Annotated in this window: 18 protein-coding genes, 1 tRNA gene and 1 riboswitch; of the genes, 10 read left to right on the plus strand and 9 right to left on the minus strand. The window is 70.4% G+C overall.

Going from position 1 to position 17,728, the window contains the following annotated elements:
* The first annotated feature begins 74 nt into the window (after positions 1-74).
* From ABEE00_RS29760 to ABEE00_RS29770, 3 genes are all read left to right on the plus strand, one after another.
* Positions 75-1,385 carry an SGNH/GDSL hydrolase family protein gene (locus ABEE00_RS29760; protein WP_345748832.1) on the plus strand — a complete coding sequence of 437 codons (1,311 nt, stop codon included), beginning with the start codon at positions 75-77 and terminating at the stop codon, positions 1,383-1,385.
* 318 nt (positions 1,386-1,703) lie between these two features.
* A complete protein-coding gene (locus ABEE00_RS29765) occupies positions 1,704-4,046 on the plus strand; it encodes a transglycosylase domain-containing protein (protein ID WP_345748833.1) in 2,343 nt (780 codons plus the stop codon).
* Between the two features lie 59 nt (positions 4,047-4,105).
* Positions 4,106-4,172: riboswitch (guanidine-III (ykkC-III) riboswitch) on the plus strand.
* A gap of 31 nt (positions 4,173-4,203) precedes the next feature.
* Positions 4,204-4,524: a DMT family transporter gene (locus tag ABEE00_RS29770; protein WP_345748834.1), complete on the plus strand. Its 321-nt coding sequence runs from the start codon at positions 4,204-4,206 to the stop codon at positions 4,522-4,524.
* A 121-nt stretch (positions 4,525-4,645) separates the two neighbouring features.
* Here ABEE00_RS29770 and ABEE00_RS29775 read toward each other — a convergent pair whose 3' ends face one another.
* Together ABEE00_RS29775 and ABEE00_RS29780 are read right to left on the minus strand one after the other, a co-directional pair.
* Positions 4,646-4,948 carry a GroES family chaperonin gene (locus ABEE00_RS29775; RefSeq protein ID WP_345748920.1) on the minus strand — a complete coding sequence of 101 codons (303 nt, stop codon included), beginning with the start codon at positions 4,946-4,948 and terminating at the stop codon, positions 4,646-4,648.
* Between the two features lie 110 nt (positions 4,949-5,058).
* Positions 5,059-5,376 carry a DUF3618 domain-containing protein gene (locus tag ABEE00_RS29780; protein ID WP_345748835.1) on the minus strand — a complete coding sequence of 106 codons (318 nt, stop codon included), beginning with the start codon at positions 5,374-5,376 and terminating at the stop codon, positions 5,059-5,061.
* A 155-nt stretch (positions 5,377-5,531) separates the two neighbouring features.
* Here ABEE00_RS29780 and bcp point away from each other — a divergent pair, with 155 nt between their 5' ends.
* The 5 genes from bcp (at position 5,532) to ABEE00_RS29805 (ending at position 9,486) form a co-directional block, all read left to right on the plus strand.
* Positions 5,532-6,005, plus strand: a complete 474-nt coding sequence (gene bcp / locus ABEE00_RS29785; RefSeq protein WP_345748836.1) for a thioredoxin-dependent thiol peroxidase — start codon at positions 5,532-5,534, stop codon at positions 6,003-6,005.
* 171 nt (positions 6,006-6,176) lie between these two features.
* On the plus strand, positions 6,177-7,757 hold the full coding sequence (locus ABEE00_RS29790) for an MFS transporter (RefSeq protein WP_345748837.1): 1,581 nt from the start codon (positions 6,177-6,179) through the stop codon (positions 7,755-7,757).
* Between the two features lie 171 nt (positions 7,758-7,928).
* The gene (locus ABEE00_RS29795) at positions 7,929-8,567 is read left to right on the plus strand and encodes an HNH endonuclease signature motif containing protein (protein WP_345748838.1); all 639 of its coding nucleotides are present in this window, start codon (positions 7,929-7,931) and stop codon (positions 8,565-8,567) included.
* The gene (locus ABEE00_RS29800; protein ID WP_345748839.1) at positions 8,564-9,391 is read left to right on the plus strand and encodes an HNH endonuclease signature motif containing protein; all 828 of its coding nucleotides are present in this window, start codon (positions 8,564-8,566) and stop codon (positions 9,389-9,391) included. The genes ABEE00_RS29795 and ABEE00_RS29800 overlap by 4 nt, the downstream gene beginning before the upstream one ends.
* 21 nt (positions 9,392-9,412) lie before the next feature.
* Positions 9,413-9,486: transfer RNA gene (locus ABEE00_RS29805), tRNA-Leu, on the plus strand.
* A gap of 48 nt (positions 9,487-9,534) precedes the next feature.
* Here ABEE00_RS29805 and rdgB read toward each other — a convergent pair.
* From rdgB to ABEE00_RS29825, 4 genes are all read right to left on the minus strand, one after another.
* Positions 9,535-10,161: an RdgB/HAM1 family non-canonical purine NTP pyrophosphatase gene (gene rdgB / locus ABEE00_RS29810; RefSeq protein WP_345748840.1), complete on the minus strand. Its 627-nt coding sequence runs from the start codon at positions 10,159-10,161 to the stop codon at positions 9,535-9,537.
* Positions 10,162-10,301: 140 nt separating this feature from the next.
* Entirely contained in the window at positions 10,302-10,688 is a 387-nt protein-coding gene (locus ABEE00_RS29815; protein ID WP_345748841.1) for a hypothetical protein, read from the minus strand.
* 212 nt (positions 10,689-10,900) lie between these two features.
* The gene (rph, locus tag ABEE00_RS29820) at positions 10,901-11,626 is read right to left on the minus strand and encodes a ribonuclease PH (protein WP_345748842.1); all 726 of its coding nucleotides are present in this window, start codon (positions 11,624-11,626) and stop codon (positions 10,901-10,903) included.
* A gap of 128 nt (positions 11,627-11,754) precedes the next feature.
* Positions 11,755-12,039, minus strand: a complete 285-nt coding sequence (locus ABEE00_RS29825; RefSeq protein ID WP_345748921.1) for a PTS sugar transporter subunit IIB — start codon at positions 12,037-12,039, stop codon at positions 11,755-11,757.
* Between the two features lie 295 nt (positions 12,040-12,334).
* Between ABEE00_RS29825 and ABEE00_RS29830 the strand changes: the two genes are divergently transcribed.
* Both ABEE00_RS29830 and ABEE00_RS29835 read left to right on the plus strand, forming a co-directional pair.
* On the plus strand, positions 12,335-13,558 hold the full coding sequence (locus tag ABEE00_RS29830; protein WP_345748922.1) for a PTS transporter subunit EIIC: 1,224 nt from the start codon (positions 12,335-12,337) through the stop codon (positions 13,556-13,558).
* A 273-nt stretch (positions 13,559-13,831) separates the two neighbouring features.
* On the plus strand, positions 13,832-15,097 hold the full coding sequence (locus ABEE00_RS29835; protein ID WP_345748843.1) for a PTS transporter subunit EIIC: 1,266 nt from the start codon (positions 13,832-13,834) through the stop codon (positions 15,095-15,097).
* A 118-nt stretch (positions 15,098-15,215) separates the two neighbouring features.
* On the opposite strand, the gene ABEE00_RS29840 is transcribed toward ABEE00_RS29835, so the two are convergent.
* The 3 genes from ABEE00_RS29840 to ABEE00_RS29850 all read right to left on the minus strand — a co-directional run bounded on the left by ABEE00_RS29840 (position 15,216) and on the right by ABEE00_RS29850 (position 17,628).
* A complete protein-coding gene (locus ABEE00_RS29840; protein ID WP_345748844.1) occupies positions 15,216-15,977 on the minus strand; it encodes an MBL fold metallo-hydrolase in 762 nt (253 codons plus the stop codon).
* A gap of 422 nt (positions 15,978-16,399) precedes the next feature.
* Positions 16,400-17,350, minus strand: a complete 951-nt coding sequence (locus ABEE00_RS29845) for a PLP-dependent cysteine synthase family protein (protein ID WP_345748845.1) — start codon at positions 17,348-17,350, stop codon at positions 16,400-16,402.
* A complete protein-coding gene (locus ABEE00_RS29850) occupies positions 17,350-17,628 on the minus strand; it encodes a MoaD family protein (RefSeq protein ID WP_345748846.1) in 279 nt (92 codons plus the stop codon). The genes ABEE00_RS29845 and ABEE00_RS29850 overlap by 1 nt, the downstream gene beginning before the upstream one ends.
* Positions 17,629-17,728 lie beyond the last annotated feature (100 nt).

Raw genomic sequence — 17,728 nt, forward strand, 5'->3', positions numbered from 1 at the left:
AGGGCACGTGGGATCATGAAAAAGCCGCCGTTCCGGAGCCGCGGGCTCCGCTTGCCCGAGGAGTCACACCGCGCATGACCAGGAACATGGGTTATGCCCTGCTCGCCGGTTTCGCAGCGGTCGTGGTGCTCGTCTCGACCGCGCTGTTCATCGGCGTGGGCAGCGACGGCAGCGGGCTGGGCGACGGCTTCGGCGACGGGGGCGACCCCGCCTATCCGGCCTCCTCGGGCGCCTGGACCGGCACCTGGGGCGCTCCCCCGGCGGCGGCCGAGCCGCGCACAGAGGACGGCTTCGCCGGGCACTCGATACGCAACGTCGTGCACACCTCCGTGGGCGGCACCGGCGCCCGGATCAAGCTCTCCAACCTGTTCGGCACCCGCCCGCTGATCATCTCGCACGCCACCATGGCGCTGGCGGCCGCGCCCAGCAATCCCACCGCGGCGAGCGGCAGCATGCGGCGGCTCACCTTCGGCAACAGCCCCTCCGTGACGATCCCGGCGGGCGGCGCGATCACCAGCGACGCGGTGCGGCTCAACGTCCCGCCGGCCGCCGACCTGCTGATCACCACGTACTCCCCCACGCCCTCTGGCCCGGTCACGTACCACCCGTACGCACGCCAGACCAGCTACGTGGCGCGCGGTGACAGGGCCGAGGACGGCGCGGGGACCGCCTTCACGCAGCAGAGCCCCTACTGGCGCTATCTCTCCGGCGTGGACGTCTGGTCCCGGGAGACCCGCGGCGCCGTCGCGGTGCTCGGCGACTCGATCACCGACGGCATCACCTCCAGCCCCGGCGCCAATCGCCGCTGGACCGACTTCCTCGCCGAGCGGCTGCGCACCGAGCGCGGGGCCCCGCGGCTGAGCGTGATCAACGGCGGGATCAGCGGGAACAGGACCCTGGTCGACGGCACCCGGTATTCGCCGAACAACGGCCCCAGCGGCATCAGCCGGATGGGCCGGGACGTGTTCTCGCAGACCAACGTGAAGGCCGTCGTCGTGGAGCTCGGCCTCAACGACATCCTCAAGCCCCCGCGGCAGCGGGACCCCGAGCGCATCGTGCGCGGCCTCCAGGACCTCGTACGGCAGGCGCACGCGCGCGGCCTGAAGGTCGTCGGCGGCACCCTCACGCCGTTCGGCGGGCACCGGGGCTACCAGCCGCACCTGGACGCCATCAGGCAGGCGGTCAACGACCAGATCAGGGCGGGCCGGGTCTTCGACTCCGTGGTGGACTTCGACGCGGCGCTGCGCGACCCCGCGCACCCCAACCGGCTCCGGCCCGCGTACGACTCGGGCGACCACCTGCACCCGAGCGACAACGGCTACCGGGCCATGGCCGAGGCCCTGGACCTGCGGGCGCTGAAGGGCTCCTCCCCGGCGAAGCTCTGAGCGCGCGGGTGCCGGACGGCCTGTCCGGCCGGGCGCGGCCCGTCGTTTCCCAGTCACTCGGGTCACATTGCGGTCACTCGCGCATCCATTCGCCCCCGTTCACCGTCTATTTGAGGGGTGCCGGGACGGCGAGCGGGCACACGGGGTCCGCTCACCTGAAGGGGTGAGGACCACGGGCCCATACGGGCCGCCGGGTACCCGCGAGTGGTCGAGCCGCTCCGCACCGGCCGGTGCGGGAGATGCAACAGTGTTCCAACGGTGTTCTACGGGGCGCGAAAACGGGTTCGCCCGGAACTGGACGAGGGGTCCTGAGCGGATATGAGTGACGAGCCGAAGACCAACGGCGCCGAGGGCTGGGAGCCCAGGGCCGAGGGCGGGGGCGGACCGCGCAGGACCGGGCTGCGCAGGCTGATTCCCACCTGGCGGATGACGCTGGGCGGACTGCTGCTGCTCCTGCTGGTCTTCTCCGGCCTCTTCGTGGCCGGCTATCTGCTGGTGAGCATCCCCGCGCCGAACTCGGCCGCCGCGGCCCAGTCCAACGTCTTCCTCTACTCCGACGGATCCCAACTGGCCCGCGAGGGCGAGGTGAACCGCGAGAACGTCAGCCTCTCGCAGATCCCGGAGACCGCGCAGCACTCCGTACTGGCCGCCGAGGACCGGGACTTCTACCACGAGTCGGCCGTCGACCCGAAGGCCATGCTGCGGGCCGGCTGGAACATGGTCACCGGCGGTGGCAGGCAGTCGGGCTCCACCATCACCCAGCAGTACGTGAAGAACTACTACCTGGGCCAGGAGCAGACGGTCACCCGCAAGGCCAAGGAGTTCTTCATCTCGCTCAAGCTCGACCGCGAGGTGAGCAAGAACGACATCCTCCTCGGCTATCTCAACACCAGCTACTTCGGCCGGAACGCGTACGGCATCCAGGCGGCGGCCCAGGCGTACTACGGCAAGGACGCGGTCGACCTGACCACCGCCGAGGGCGCCTACCTCGCCGCGCTGGTCAACTCCCCCAACGCGTACGACACCCAGGCCCACCCGGAGAACAAGGGCCGCGCGCAGGCCCGCTGGAACTACGTGCTCGACGGCATGGTCAAGGAGGGCTGGCTCAGCCAGTCCGACCGCAGCACCATGAAGTTCCCCGACCCCGACCCGGCGAAGCCCCCGACGGGCCTGTCCGGGCAGCGCGGCTACCTGGTCGAGGCGGTCAAGAACTACCTCACCGACAACGGCATCATCGACGAGAAGCGGCTCGCGGCCGGCGGCTTCCGGATCACCACCACGCTGGACCCGAAGAAGCAGAAGGCCATGCGGAAGGCCGTCAACGACCGGCTGATGTCCCAACTGGACAAGAAGAGCCGCCCGGTGGACAAGTACGTGCGCGCCGGCGGCACGTCGGTCGACCCGCAGACCGGCAAGATCGTCGCGATGTACGGCGGCCGCGACTACGTGCAGCAGTACGTGAACAACGCGACCCGCCGCGACTACCAGGTCGGCTCCACCTTCAAGCCGTTCATCTTCACCTCGGCGCGGCAGAACGGGTCGATGACCCAGGACGGCCAGCCGATCACCGCCAACAGCACCTACGACGGCACCAACAAGCGCGAGGTCACCAACGACGGCCGCGGCACCGGGTACGCGCCGGAGAACGAGGACCACAAGTCGTACGGGCAGATCCCGGTGAGCACCGCCATGGACAAGTCGGTCAACGCGGTGTTCGCGCAGATGGGCGTGGACGTCGGCCCGCAGAAGGTCAAGGACACCGCGATCGACCTCGGGCTCCCCAAGAGGACCCCGAACATGCCGGCCGACGGCTCGATCGCGCTCGGCGTCGCCACCGCCTCCACGCAGGACATGGCCGAGGCGTACGCGACCCTCGCCAACCACGGGAAGCGCGGCCACTATTCGCTGGTCGAGAAGGCCACCAGGGGCGGCGAGGTCATCGACCTGCCGGACCGCAACGCGCGCCAGCTCGTGCCCAGGGAGGCGGCCGACTCCACGACCGCCGTGCTCAAGAGCGTGGTCGAGGGCGGCACCGGCACGGCGGCCAAGGAGGCGGGCCGCCCCGCGGCGGGCAAGACCGGCACGGCCGAGGAGGACAAGGCCGCCTGGTTCGCCGGGTACACCCCCGAACTGGCCACCGTGATCAGCGTGATGGGCCAGAACAGCGACACCGGCGCGCAGAAGTCGCTGTACGGCGCCGCGGGAATGCCCCGGGTCAACGGCGGCGGCTTCCCCGCGGAGATCTGGAGCCAGTACACCCGGGAGGCCCTGCAGGGTAAGCCGGTCAAGGACTTCGACCTGGACACCGCGGGCGAGGGCACCATCCCGAGCAGCCCGCCGCCGCCCACCAGCGAGGCGCCCACCTCGGCGCCGCCCAGCAGCGAGGCGCCGACCAGCGAGCCGCCCTCCAGCTCGGCGCCGCCCACCGACCTGCCGACCCCGACGGACATCCCGACGCCGCCCACGACACCGCCGACCACCCCGTCCTTCCCGTACGGCGGCAACGGCAACGGGGGCAACGGGAACGGCGGCGCCAACGGCGGCAACGGCGGTCCTGGCGGCGACATCGGCGGGCCCGGCGGCGACATCAACGGCGGCGCCACGGACGGCACGGACGCCGGCGGCGGCTGGGACGAGGGCACTACGGAGGGCGTCTACTAGCGCCCTGGTGAAGCCCCGGCGATGCCCTGGTGATCAAGGGCACATCTCGCCCGCCGTCCCTTTTGTTACAGTCGGAAGCACCCGACGAGACGCGTCGTACCGGGTCCAACGCAAAGACGACGCACCCCGCAGTGATCCGTTCATTGGAGGTGCCGTCATGGCGTGGATCATGCTTGTCGTAGCCGGCGTGCTGGAGGTCGGCTGGTCGATCGGGATGAAGTTCACCGAGGGCTTCACCCGCCTGTGGCCCACCGTCTGGGTCGTCCTCGGAATCGCCGCGAGCATGGGCCTGCTGGCCCAGGCCACCAAGACGCTGCCGGTCGGCACCGCGTACGGGGTCTGGGTGGGCATAGGCGCCGCCGGCGCCGCGATCGTCGGCATGTTCGCGCTGGGCGAGCCCGCCACCGCGGCCCGGATCTTCTTCGTCGCCCTGCTCCTCGTCGCCGTCGTGGGCCTGAAGGCCACGTCGGGGCACTGAGCGGGGTTCGTACGGGAGGTTCGTACGGGAAGGCCCGGAGGCTGTACGGGGCGGCCGTACGTACGCGAAAGGGGCGCCCCCACGCGGGGCGCCCCTTTTCATCCGTCCTTGCGGAGCCGTCTCAGAGGTACAGCCCCGTCGAGTCGTCCGAGCCCTGGAGCCGCTCGGCGGCCACCGCGTGCAGGTCGCGCTCGCGGATCAGCACGTAGGCGACGCCGCGCACCTCGACCTCGGCCCGGTCCTCCGGGTCGTACAGCACCCGGTCGCCGACCTCGACGGTCCGCACGTTCTGCCCGACGGCGACCACTTCGGCCCAGCTCAGACGGCGGCCGACGGCGGCCGTCGCGGGGATGACGATGCCGCCGGACGAGCGCCGCTCGCCCTCGTCGATGTCGGTGCGCACGAGGACCCGGTCGTGCAGCATCCGGATCGGCAGCTTGTCGTGGTGCGGCGCGGCGCCGCGCGACGCGTCGGAGGAAGGTGTCTGCGAACTCACGGCCAGAACCGTATCTCAGCGCCGTGGAGCGCCGGACGTCAGTCGCGCCGCCGCCGCAGCGCGAACAGGCCGCCGACCACGGCGACGGTCAGCACGGCCGCGGGCACCACGCGCTCCATGCGCGGGGCGCCGTCCTCGCCGACGAACTGCGAACGCACGTCGGACACCGCCCTGTTGGCCGCCACGTAGGCGCGGCCCGCGGTGCGGTCCACCGCGGCCGCCGCCTTCGCCTTGGCGTCGCCGATGATCGTCTTCGGATGCACCCGCACCGCGATCTCGTCCAGCGCGACGGCGAGATCCTGCCGCCTGCGGACGATGTCCGCCTCGATGTCCGCGGGGGTCCTGGCTTCCGGCACCGCGCTGCCTCCGTCGCTGTCTCGTACGTGATACGTGCTGGTATCCGGACAGTCTGTCAGCTCTCCGGGGCCCGCGCCCCACGGCACCCCCGATAGGTACGCTCAAGCGCGTACGGGCACCCGCCCTACCTGGACCCTTACTCGGAGGAGCGCGCATGAGCGAGCGACTGCAGCCGGGCGACACCGCCCCGGACTTCACCCTGCCCGACGCCGACGGCAACGAGGTCTCGCTCGCAGGTCACCGCGGGCGCAAGGTCATCGTGTACTTCTACCCGGCCGCCATGACCCCCGGCTGCACCAAGCAGGCGTGCGACTTCACCGACAATCTGGAACTGCTCGCGGGCAATGGCTACGACATCATCGGCATTTCCCCGGACAAACCGGAAAAGCTCTCGAAGTTCCGGGAAAAGGAAGACCTGAAGGTCACGCTGGTCGGCGATCCGGCAAAGGAGACGATGGAGGCGTACGGCGCCTTCGGCGAGAAGAAGCTGTACGGAAAGACCGTCACCGGCGTCATCCGCTCCACCGTCATCGTGGACGAGGACGGAAAGGTGGAGCGCGCGCTCTACAACGTCAAGGCCACGGGCCACGTCGCCAAGCTCATCAGGGACCTGGGCCTCGAGGGCTGAGCACAGGGCCTCACCCGCTGCCCGCGCACGCGCCGAACTCCCCTGCGGGGTACCGCGCTTCCGTACGGAACGGCCGGACCAACCCCGCGGGAACGGCGCTCAAACGTGACGGACACCACTCCTGACGGCCTATGAGGAGTAAGGGGCCCGGAGTGCGGTACAGATAAAGCCATGCACACCGAGGCCCCCGCGCCGCCGGATCCGGAAGCCGCGAAACGGCACCGGACGCTTTACCGGGCGATGAAGCGCAGACTACAGCCGAAAATCCGTCGCAGTGACATCACCGTCACCGACGAGAAGACCGTCAAGCGCGCCACCAAGGCCGCCGCGCTCGGCAATGCCATGGAGTGGTTCGACTTCGGCATCTATGCCTATCTCGCGGTGACCATCGGAAAGGTGTTCTTCCCGGGCACACCCGCGGCACAGTTGCTGCTCTCGTTCACCACATTTGCGGCGTCCTTCCTGGTGCGGCCGCTCGGCGGGCTGTTCTTCGGCCCGCTCGGCGACCGCATCGGCCGCAAGAAGGTCCTGGCCCTGACCATGATCATGATGGCCATCGGGACCTTCTGCATCGGTCTGCTGCCCACCTACTCCGCCATCGGTCTCACCGCCCCGATCCTTCTGCTGGTGTGCCGCATGGTGCAGGGCTTCTCCACCGGCGGTGAATACGGCGGCGCCGCCACGTTCATCGCCGAATACGCGCCGGACAAGAAGCGCGGATTCTTCGGCAGCTACCTGGAGTTCGGCACCCTCGCCGGGTACACCGGCGCCGCCGCGCTCATCCTGGTGCTCAACACCGGGCTCGGCACCGACGCGATGGAGTCCTGGGGCTGGCGCATCCCGTTCCTCATCGGCGGGCCCATCGGCCTCGTCGGTCTGTATCTGCGGATGAAGCTGGACGAGACGCCCGCGTTCCAGAAGATGGCCGCCGAACAGCACGCGGCGAACGCCAACCAGAACGCCAGGGCGGCCGCCTCCACCGCCAACGGAAACGGCGGGAACGGCAACGGCGAGAACAATGGAAACGGCACGGAAAAGGACATGCCGGTCCTTTCCGAAAACGCGCCGAAGAAGGAGTTCAAGGAGCTCTTCGCCGGCCAGTGGCAGCGGCTGCTCATCTGCATCGGGCTGGTCGCCGCGTACAACATCTGCCACTACATGCTGACCTCGTACATGCCCGCGTATCTCACGGATTCGCTGGGCTACGGCAGCTCCATGGAACTCATCGCCGCCATCATCGCCATGGTCGCGATGATGGCCGTGATCCACCGGGTCGGGCACCTCAACGACCGCATCGGCCGCAAGCCCGTGCTGATGGCGGGAATGGTCGGCTTCCTGGTGCTCTCGGTTCCCGCGTTCTGGCTGTTCCAGCTCGGCAGCTTCGTCTTCGTGCTGCTCGGGCTGCTCATCCTCGGCGCCTGCCTGGTCTGCCTGCTGGGCACCATGTCGGCGACGCTGCCCGCGCTGTTCTCCACCGACGTGCGCTACGGCGGCCTGTCGATCGGCTACAACATCGCCGTCGCGGCCTTCGGCGGCACCGCGCCGGGCGTGATGACGTACCTGGTCAACGCCACGCACGACAAGATGGCGCCCGCCTACTACGCCTCCTTCGCCGGGCTGATCGGCATCGTCGCCGTCGCCTGCCTCAAGGAGACCGCGCGCAAGCCCCTGGAGGGCTCGCCGCCCGCGGTCGCCACCAAGAAGGAGGCCGAGGACATGGCGCGCGCGCAGGGACAGGATCCCGCGTTCTGAGCACCACCCGCACACGCTGAATCCTCGGTCCGCACACGGCGCGGAGGCCCCAGGCGCCCGCACACCCGGGCGCCTCGGGACCTCCGCGCCGTGGTGTGTGCGTAACCCCGCACGCGAATTGTCGTTTACCTGTGCGACGGGGGATCACACAGGCGAGCACACGGGGGCAGCATGGCCGGTCCCGGCCCATACGTACGCGAGCGTCTCGCCGAGGCAGTGGCGGAATCCAGGACGCTCACGGAAGCCCTCACGCGACTGGGCAGGAACCCGACTCCGGGCAGCCGGAGTTACGCGCGCAAGCTGATCGCCCGATGGGCCATCGACACCTCGCACTTGGACCGCGAAGGCGTCCGGCACACGGAGAGACGGCTCCGGGAGGCCGTCCGGGTCTCCCACAGCATCACGGAGGTGGTGCGCCACCTCGGCCTCGCGCCGGTCGGAGGCAACCAGGCGCACATAGCCCGCCGTATCGCCACCTCGGGCGTCGATACCACGCACTTCGACCGGGCGCCTCGGCCGCGGCGGGCTGCCGGAGCCGCCCGCCAGGACGTCCTCTCCCTGGGCCGCCCCGCCGACGGCCGGGTGCGCGGCGACCGGCTCCGGAGGGCCCTGCTGCGCACGGGCGTTCCGGAGGTGTGCGCCCGCTGCGGCACCGGTCCGGAGTGGAACGGCAGACCGCTCCGGCTGGAGGTGGACCACCTCAACGGCGATTGGTGGAACAACCGTCCGGAGAACCTCGCGCTGCTGTGCCCCAACTGCCACGCCGTGACGGACACATACCGCGGCCGGAAACGGAAGGCCGCGGCATGAAGCGGTACGAGGCTTTCCGGAAGGAGCGGCTCGAAGGCGCCGCCGCGGATTCCCGTAGCTACGTGGACCTCCTGCGCAGACTGGGTGTGCCGCCGGGCAGCCGCACCAAGGCCTACCTCCGTCGGCGTCTGGTGCACTACGGCATCGACACCTCGCACTTCGCCGACGAACCCCTGCCGGAGCGCCCGCGGCGTTCGTACCCGAGAGAACGCCTGGCGGAATCGGCCGCCCGCTGCCACAGCATCCGGGAGATGCTCGTCCACATGGAGGTGCCGTCAGAGGGCTGGTCGTACACCCACATCCGCAAGCAGCTCGACCGCTACGGCATCGACACCTCGCACTTCACCAGCGGACGCCGCCACCGCGAAGTGCTGCCGCTGGAGCGGCTGGTCCCGGCAGTCGCGTCTGCGCGCAGCCTGCGGCGGACTCTGCTCCTCCTCAGCCTCCCCGACACCGGGGCCGGGCGCGAGCTGGTCAAACGGAGCATTGACGAACACGGCCTGTCCACCGAACACTTCACCGGCCAAGCACATGCCTCCGGGCAGCCGTCGCCGCACCGCAGGAAGGCGGCAGATGTGCTCGTACGCCGGCCTCGGGGACAGGCCCGCACGCAGACCGCCACACTCCGGCGCGCGCTCGACGAGACGGGAGTTCCGCACTTGTGTGCCGCGTGCGGGCTGGGCGACATGTGGCAGGGCAGCCGGCTCGTACTGGAGATCGACCACGTCAACGGCGACCGTCTGGACAACCGCCTCACGAACCTCCGTTACCTCTGCCCTTCCTGCCACAGCCAGACGAGGACCTTCTCGAAACGCAGCCCCTAGCCGGTAGAGTGTCCGGCTGTTGGGCCCGTACTCCAGCGGCTAGAGAGAGTGGTTTTAGGGACCATGTGTCGTGGGTTCGAATCCCACCGGGCCTACACCGAGACCGAAGGGGCGGCACCACGAGTGCCGCCCCTTCGCCGTGCTCAGCCCAGCAGTTGCCGCAGCTCGGGCACCAGCGCCCGGAACGCCTTCCCGCGGTGGCTGATCGCGTTCTTCTCCTCGGGGCTCAGCTCGGCGCAGGTGCGGGTCTCCCCGTCGGGCTGGAGCACCGGGTCGTACCCGAAGCCGCCGGAACCCGAGGGCTCGTGCCGCAGGGTGCCCCTGAGCTGCCCCTCCACCACGCGCTCGGTGCCGTCGGGGAGCGCGAGCGCGGCGGCGCAGGCGAAGTGCGCGGCGCGGTGCTCCTCGGCGATGTCGGAGAGCTGGGCGAGCAGCAGGTCGAGGTTGGCCTTGTCGTCGCCGTGCCGCCCCGCCCAGCGCGCGGAGAAGATGCCGGGTGCGCCGCCCAGCACGTCCACGCACAGCCCGGAGTCGTCCGCGATGGCGGGAACGCCGGTGGCCTCGGCGAGGGCGCGCGCCTTGAGCAGGGCGTTCTCCGCGAAGGTCACGCCGGTCTCCTTGACGTCCGGAATCTCCGGATACGCGTCGGCGCCGACCAGGTCCAGGTCGAGGCCCGACTCGGCGAGGATCGCGCGGAGTTCGGTGACCTTGTGGGCGTTGCGGGTGGCCAGGATCAGCCGCTGGGCTGCGGGGGTGTTCGGGGTGCTCATGGGGCGATTATCCCGCCCGCCATGTGCGGCTCCCCGCTCCCCCGCGTCGCGGCCCGTACGGATCCCGGCTCGGCGTACGGGTCTCGGCCCGGCTCACGGACTCAAGCCCCGCTCACGGACTCAAGCCCCGCTCACGGCCCTCAGCTCGGCTTGCACACTCCCGTCAGCTCGTCGGCCGCGTCGCCGACCTTGCCCGTGTCGGGTGTGCGGCCCGCGTCCAGGTCCTTGCGGGCGTCCTGCACCGAGGAACTCAGGTCGTCCACGGCCTTGTTGACGTCCGTGTCGCCGGTGCTGTCGCCGATCGTGTCGAGGTTCTTGTCGATCTTGTCGAGGGACCGCTGTGCCTGCTCCGGATTCTCCGTGGCGTCGGAGGCGGCCTGCTGGAGGTCGTCGGCCGCCTGCGCGACGGCGGTCGCGGTGCGGGCGCAGTCCAGCGCCTTGTCGACGGCTCCGCAGCCGGTGAGGGCGAGGGCGGATATCGCCGTGGTGCCGAGGGCGACTGCGAGACGGACGGGCGTGCGGCGCACGGTGCTTCCTTCCGGGGTACGCGGCCCCCGCGGGCGCGCGGAGCCGGAGGCTGGACGGGCCGTACGGTTCGACCCGCACGGCCCGTACTTCTAAGGACGCTTCAAGGGACGGCAAAGTTTCCCTGCCCGCGCCTCTTCCTCGTAACCGCCCCGGATTCCTCGCGACCGCCCCGGAATTCCGCGGCCCGGAGTCCCGCGCTCGGTCCCCGCGCTCAGTCCCCGAGCGCGGTGCGCTGGGCGCCGTCGAGCTGGGCGCAGCCCTTGACCGCGAGGTCCAGCAGCGAGTCCAGCTCCTCGCGCGCGAAGGGCTCGCCCTCGGCGGTGCCCTGGACCTCCACGAAGCGGCCGTCGCCGGTGCAGACGACGTTCATGTCGGTCTCGGCCCGCACGTCCTCCTCGTAGCAGAGGTCGAGCAGCGGGACGCCGTCGACGATGCCCACGCTGATCGCGGAGACGGCGCCGGTGAGCGGCTGGGCCTTGGCCCGGACGAGCTTCTTCTGCTGCGCCCAGGAGACCGCGTCGGCCAGCGCCACATAGGCGCCGGTGATGGCGGCGGTGCGGGTGCCGCCGTCGGCCTGGAGCACATCGCAGTCGAGGACGATCGTGTTCTCGCCGAGCGCCTTGAAGTCGACCACCGCGCGCAGCGACCGCCCGACGAGGCGGGAGATCTCATGGGTGCGGCCGCCGATCTTGCCGCGGACCGACTCGCGGTCGCCGCGGGTGTTGGTGGCGCGCGGCAGCATGGCGTACTCGCCGGTCACCCAGCCCTCGCCGCTGCCCTTGCGCCAGCGCGGCACCCCTTCGGTGACGCTCGCGGTGCACAGGACCCTGGTGTCGCCGAAGGAGACGAGGACGGAACCCTCGGCGTGCTTGCTCCAGCCGCGCTCGATGGTGACGGGTCGCAACTGGTCGGCCGTACGGCCGTCGATACGTGACATGGGGCGAGCCTAGCCCGCCCATACGGAAAGGCCCGTTCCGGGAGGGAACAGGCCTTGGCCGTACGGGAGTCGGGGCGCCGTGCGGAACCGGAAGCGGGAGCCGGACGCGCCCCGGTGAGCCCGGAGGCTCACATCATGTCTTCGATCTCCGCGGCGATCGGGTCGGCGTCAGTGCCGATGACGACCTGGATGGCGGTGCCCATCTTCACGACGCCGTGCGCGCCGGCCGCCTTGAGCGCGGCCTCGTCGACGAGGTCGGCGTCGGCCACCTCGGTGCGGAGGCGGGTGATGCAGCCCTCCACCTCTTCGATGTTGTCCAGGCCGCCGAGCCCGGTGACGATCTTCTCAGCCTTGCTGGCCATGTCTCTCTCCTGATGTCTCGGAGCGGCGGAGTCCCGCCGGGAGGCGGGGATTCCTCACGCTAGCCCACGTTCAGACCACGTTCGCGGGCGTATGCCCGCCCTGTGGCGAATTATGGCGCTCACCCGGCGTTGTGCCCCGGTCGCTGCCCGGAGCATAGCGCCCATAGAGGTCTACACCAGTATGCGTCAAGCGGCCGGTGCTCCGGTTCCCGGGGGCGCCGGCGCGGTCGGGAGGCGGCTCGTGAGTTCCACATCCGCGGCGGCGCGGGGCGGCGGCTCCTCGGGGAAGGCCGGAGGCGCCTCAGGGAAGAAGTGGTCGGCCGGGCTCTTCCAGGGCCTGCAGAAGATGGGCCGCAGCCTCCAGCTCCCCATCGCGGTGCTCCCTGCGGCCGGCATCCTGAACCGGCTCGGCCAGGACGACGTGTTCGGCGCCGAGGGGCTCGGCTGGGACGACGTCGCCAAGGTCTTCATGGGCGCGGGCAGCGCGCTGCTGGACTCCTCGCTGGGCCTGCCGCTGCTGTTCTGCGTGGGCGTCGCGATCGGGATGGCGAAGAAGGCGGACGGCTCCACGGCGCTGGCCGCCGTCGCCGGGTTCCTCGTGTACTACAACATCCTCCACCAGTTCCCCGAGTGCACCGGGGGCATGACGTTCAGCGACGGCGCGTGCGTGGCCAAGGACGGCTCGACCGAGCCCGCCGCGTACCAGAACCCCGGCGTCTTCGGCGGCATCGTGATGGGGCTGCTCGCGGCGTGGTTCTGGCAGCGGTTCCACAAGGTGAAGCTCGTGGACTGGCTGGGCTTCTTCAACGGGCGGCGTCTTGTCCCGATCCTCATGGCCTTCGTGGCGCTGGTCTTCTCGGTGCTGTGCCTGTGGGTGTGGCCGCCGGTCGGCGACGCGCTGACGAGCTTCTCCAAGTGGATGGTGGACCTGGGCTCGTGGGGCTCGGGGATCTACGGCCTCGCGAACCGGGCGCTGATCCCGATCGGGATGCACCAGTTCCTGAACACCTTCATGTGGTTCCAGTTCGGGGACTTCACCAAGCCGGACGGTTCGGTGGTGCACGGCGACATCAACCGCTTCCTCGCGGGCGACCCGACGGCCGGGCAGTTCACCTCGGGGTTCTTCCCCATCATGATGTTCGCGCTCCCGGCGGCCGCGCTGGCCATCACCCACGCCGCGCGGCCCGAGCGGCGCAAGGTGGTCGGCGGCATGATGCTCTCGGTCGCGCTGACCTCCTTCGTCACCGGCGTGACCGAGCCGCTGGAGTTCTCCTTCATGTTCATCGCGCCGCTGCTGTACGCGCTGCACGCGGTGCTCACCGGCGTCTGCATGGGGGTGACCTGGGCGCTGGGGGTGCACGACGGGTTCAGCTTCTCGGCGGGGTTCATCGACTACGTGATCAACTGGAGCCTGGCGACGAAGCCCTGGCTGATCATCCCGATCGGGCTCTGCTTCGGGGTGGTGTACTACGTGGTCTTCCGGTTCGTGATCGCGAAATTCGACCTGAAGACCCCGGGGCGCGAACCCGAGGAGCTGGCCGAGGAGATCGAGCAGGAGAACGTGAAGTGAGCCGCGGGAACCAGCCACTCCACCACCCCTGAGCAGCACCCCTTCCCCGTAGGCACGCTCCGCGCGCCAAGCGGCCCCCGAGTCACCGGACTTGGGGGCCGCCTGCGTGTGCCGGGAGGGGCGGGTGCCGCGCCGCATAACCATTGGGATTCGGCCGTTCCGTGTGGTGCCGCCGCCATGTTAAGAATGGTCTAAACCACTGTTGTGGCGCTGAACGAGACTGACCACCTCGCGGACCGTCCCCCAAGCAGCGCCCGCCCTCCAGGAGGATCGATGAGTACGGACGCCGCCGCGGCTCCCGCGAAGAAGCGGGGGTCGGGAGCGATGGCCACCGCCCAGCGGATCGGCCGCAGCCTGATGCTGCCGATCGCCACCCTGCCCGCAGCGGCGCTGATGGTGCGGCTGGGCCAGGACGACATGCTCGGGCGGGACGGCTTCCCCGCCTTCCTGAACCGCATCGCGGAGTTCCTGAACTCCGGCGGCAGCGCCCTGCTCGACAACATGCCGCTGCTGTTCGCGGTCGGCATCGCGGTGGGCTTCGCCAAGAAGGCGGACGGCTCGACGGGCCTCGCCGCCGTCGTCGGCTACCTGGTCTTCAAGAACGTGCTGGGCACCTTCACCGACCCGAGCATGCCCACCGAGCCCAAGGTCGAGGGCGGGAAGATCGTCCAAGCGGCGCCCGCCGTGGACGCCGGCGTGCTGGGCGGCGTCGTGATGGGCATCGTGGTCGCGCTGCTCTACCAGCGCTACCACCGCAAGAAGCTCCCCGAGTGGCTCGGCTTCTTCGGCGGCCGCCGCCTGGTGCCGATCCTCTCCTCGTTCGCCGGCCTGGTCATCGCCGTCGTGTTCGGCTACATATGGCCGGTCCTCGGCACCGGGCTGCACAACTTCGGCGAGTGGCTCGTCGGTTCGGGCGCCACCGGCGCGGGCATCTACGGCGTCGCCAACCGCGCGCTGATCCCCGTCGGCATGCACCACCTGCTGAACTCCTTCCCGTGGTTCCAGGCGGGCTCGTACGACGGCAAGCACGGCGACATCGCGCGCTTCCTGGCGGGCGACCCCAGCGCCGGGCAGTTCATGACCGGCTTCTTCCCGATCATGATGTTCGCGCTCCCGGCCGCCTGCCTCGCGATCGTCCACTGCGCACGCCCCGAGCGCCGCAAGGCCGTCGGCGGCATGATGTTCTCGCTCGCGCTGACCGCCTTCGTCACCGGCGTCACCGAGCCCATCGAGTTCACCTTCATGTTCATCGCCCCGGTGCTGTACGGCATCCACGCGGTGCTCACCGGCGTCTCGATGGCCCTGACCTGGGCGCTCGGCATGAAGGACGGCTTCGGCTTCTCGGCGGGCGCGATCGACTTCCTGCTCAACCTGGGCATCGCCTCCAAGCCCTGGATGCTGGCCCTGGTCGGCCTGTGCTTCGCCGCGGTCTACTACGCCGTCTTCCGCTACGCGATCACGAAGTTCGACATCCCCACCCCGGGCCGCGAGCCCGAGGAGGAGATGGCCAAGGAGGACAAGGAAGCGCTCTCCAAGTAGCGCTCCCCTCAGCCGCGCACACGGCGAAGGGCCCGGAACCGCTCCCAGGTTCCGGGCCCTTCGGCGTACGAGGACGCGTACGGGACCGCGTACGAGGCCGCGTACGGCGGCGAGGCGCTCAGACCGTGTAGACCGCGCCCGGCCTGGCCAGTTCGACGGGGCCCTCGAAGGTGGACTTGGCGTCCCTGAGGTTGATCTGCGCGTCGGTCCACGGCGGCACGTGGGTGAGGACCAGCCGCCCGGCGCCCGCCTCCTGGGCGCACTCGCCGGCCTCCAGACCGTTCAGGTGGAGGTCCGGGATGTCCTCCTTGCCGTGCGTGAACGACGCCTCGCACAGGAAGAGGTCGGCGCCGCGCGCCAGCTCGCCCAGCTCCTCGCAGGGGCCCGTGTCCCCGGAGTACACCAGCGTCCGCCCGCTCTCCCTGTGCTCGATGCGGAAGGCGTACGCCTCGACCGGGTGCGCCACCGGCTCGGCGCGCACCGAGAGCGGGCCCAGCTCGAAGGAGGCGCCGGCGCCGAGGGTGCGGAAGTCGAAGACCTCGCTCATCGCCTTGTCCGAGGGCAGGTCCCCGTACGCGGCGACCAGCCGCTCCTCCGTACCGGCCGGGCCGTGCACCGGTATCGGGGCGCACCGGCCGCCCTCGAACCGGTAGTAACGCGCCACCCAGTAGGCGCACATGTCGATGCAGTGGTCGGCGTGCAGGTGGCTGAGCGCGATGGCGTCCAGGTCGTAGAGACCGCAGTGGCGCTGCAGCTCGCCGAGGGCGCCGTTGCCCATGTCGAGGAGCAGCCGGTGGCCGTCGGCCTCGACGAGGTAGCTCGAGCAGGCCGAGTCCGCGGACGGGAACGACCCGGAGCAGCCGACGACGGTGAGCTTCATGGAGCGGGAACCTCCGTTGGCGGCCGGTGCGGAGCACCCCGTGCCCTGGGCGCGGGGTGAGGGGGGATTTCCCGAGCGTAAGGTGCGTGGCTGCGGATGACTCCGCCGGAGGGGCCCGGTGTGGGCGGAATCACCGGCCCGGGGTAGCGAGTTGCCCGCGGAGCGCGCACCGATATGCGCCGTTCCCCCAGTGCTCCCTTTCCTTTGCGCGCCTGCGGTCCCATTTCCACCGGGTCCCCCGGCACACGTCGTACATGCGTGCCCGGCTTCGCCCGGCCCGGTGGCGGCACCGCGTACGAGGCCGCACGAGGTCCGCGCGAGGGCCGTGCCGGAGAGCCGGACCGGAGGGCTTTCCGGTGCGGCGGGGACGGGATCCCGTACGCCCGCCGCAGCCGGAAAAGGGGTGGCTCAGGCCCGGAGCCTCAGGCCCAGAGCTGGCCCTGGAGCGCCTCCACCGCGGCGTCGGTGGACTCGGCCGTGTAGATGCCGGTGGAGAGGTACTTCCAGCCGCCGTCGGCGACGATGAAGACGATGTCCGCGCTCTCCCCCGCGCGCTGCGCCTTGCGGCCCATGCCGATCGCCGCGTGCAGCGCGGCACCGGTGGAGACGCCCGCGAAGATGCCCTCCTGGGCGAGGAGTTCGCGGGTGCGGGTGACCGCGTCCTCGGAGCCGACCGAGAAGCGCGTGGTGAGCACCGACTCGTCGTACAGCTCGGGGACGAAGCCCTCGTCGAGGTTGCGCAGCCCGTACACCAGGTCGTCGTAGCGCGGCTCGGCGGCGACGATCTTCATGTCCGGATTGCGCTCGCGCAGATAGCGTCCTGCGCCCATCAGCGTGCCCGTGGTGCCGAGCCCGGCCACGAAGTGGCTGACCGAGGGCAGGTCCGCGTAGATCTCCGGACCGGTGGTGGCGTAGTGGGCGCCCGCGTTGTCGGCGTTGCCGTACTGGTAGAGCATCACCCAGTCCGGGTGCTCGGCCGCCTTCTCCTTGGCCACCCGGACCGCGGTGTTGGAGCCGCCGGCCGCGGGCGAGGAGATGATCTCCGCGCCCCACATGGCCAGCAACTGGCGCCGCTCCTCGCTGGTGTTCTCCGGCATGACGCACACGATGCGGTAGCCCTTGAGCTTCGCCGCCATCGCCAGCGAGATGCCGGTGTTGCCCGAGGTCGGCTCCAGGATGGTGCACCCCGGGGTCAACCTGCCGTCCTTCTCGGCCTGTTCGATCATGTGGAGGGCCGGGCGGTCCTTGACCGAGCCCGTCGGATTGCGGTCCTCCAGCTTGGCCCAGATCCGCACGTCCTCGGAGAGCGACAGGCGCGGCAGCCGTACGAGCGGGGTGTTGCCCACGGCCGCCAGCGGAGAGTCGTAGCGCATCAGCGCGAGCCCCCGGCGACCGCCGGAAGAATGGTCACGCTGTCGCCGTCGTTCAGCTCGGTGGAGATGCCACCGAGGAAGCGGACGTCCTCGTCGTTCAGGTAGACGTTCACGAAGCGGCGCAGCTCGCCGCCGTCCACGACGCGCTCCTGGATGCCCTCGTGGCGCTTGTCGAGGTCCTGGAAGAGCTCGCCGATGGTGGCGCCCTCGCCGGTCACCTTCTTCTCGCCGTCGGTGTAGGTGCGGAGGATGGTCGGGATGCGGACCTCGATGGCCATGGTGGAGCTCCTGTCGGGAGAGGTGGGTGCGTACGTGCGGCGTACCGCGGCCGCGTACCCGGTTGTACGGAGTACGAAGCGGCCGCCCTGGGCGGTGCCG

The organism is Streptomyces odontomachicola (assembly GCF_039605595.1).
Lineage (GTDB): Bacteria > Actinomycetota > Actinomycetes > Streptomycetales > Streptomycetaceae > Streptomyces.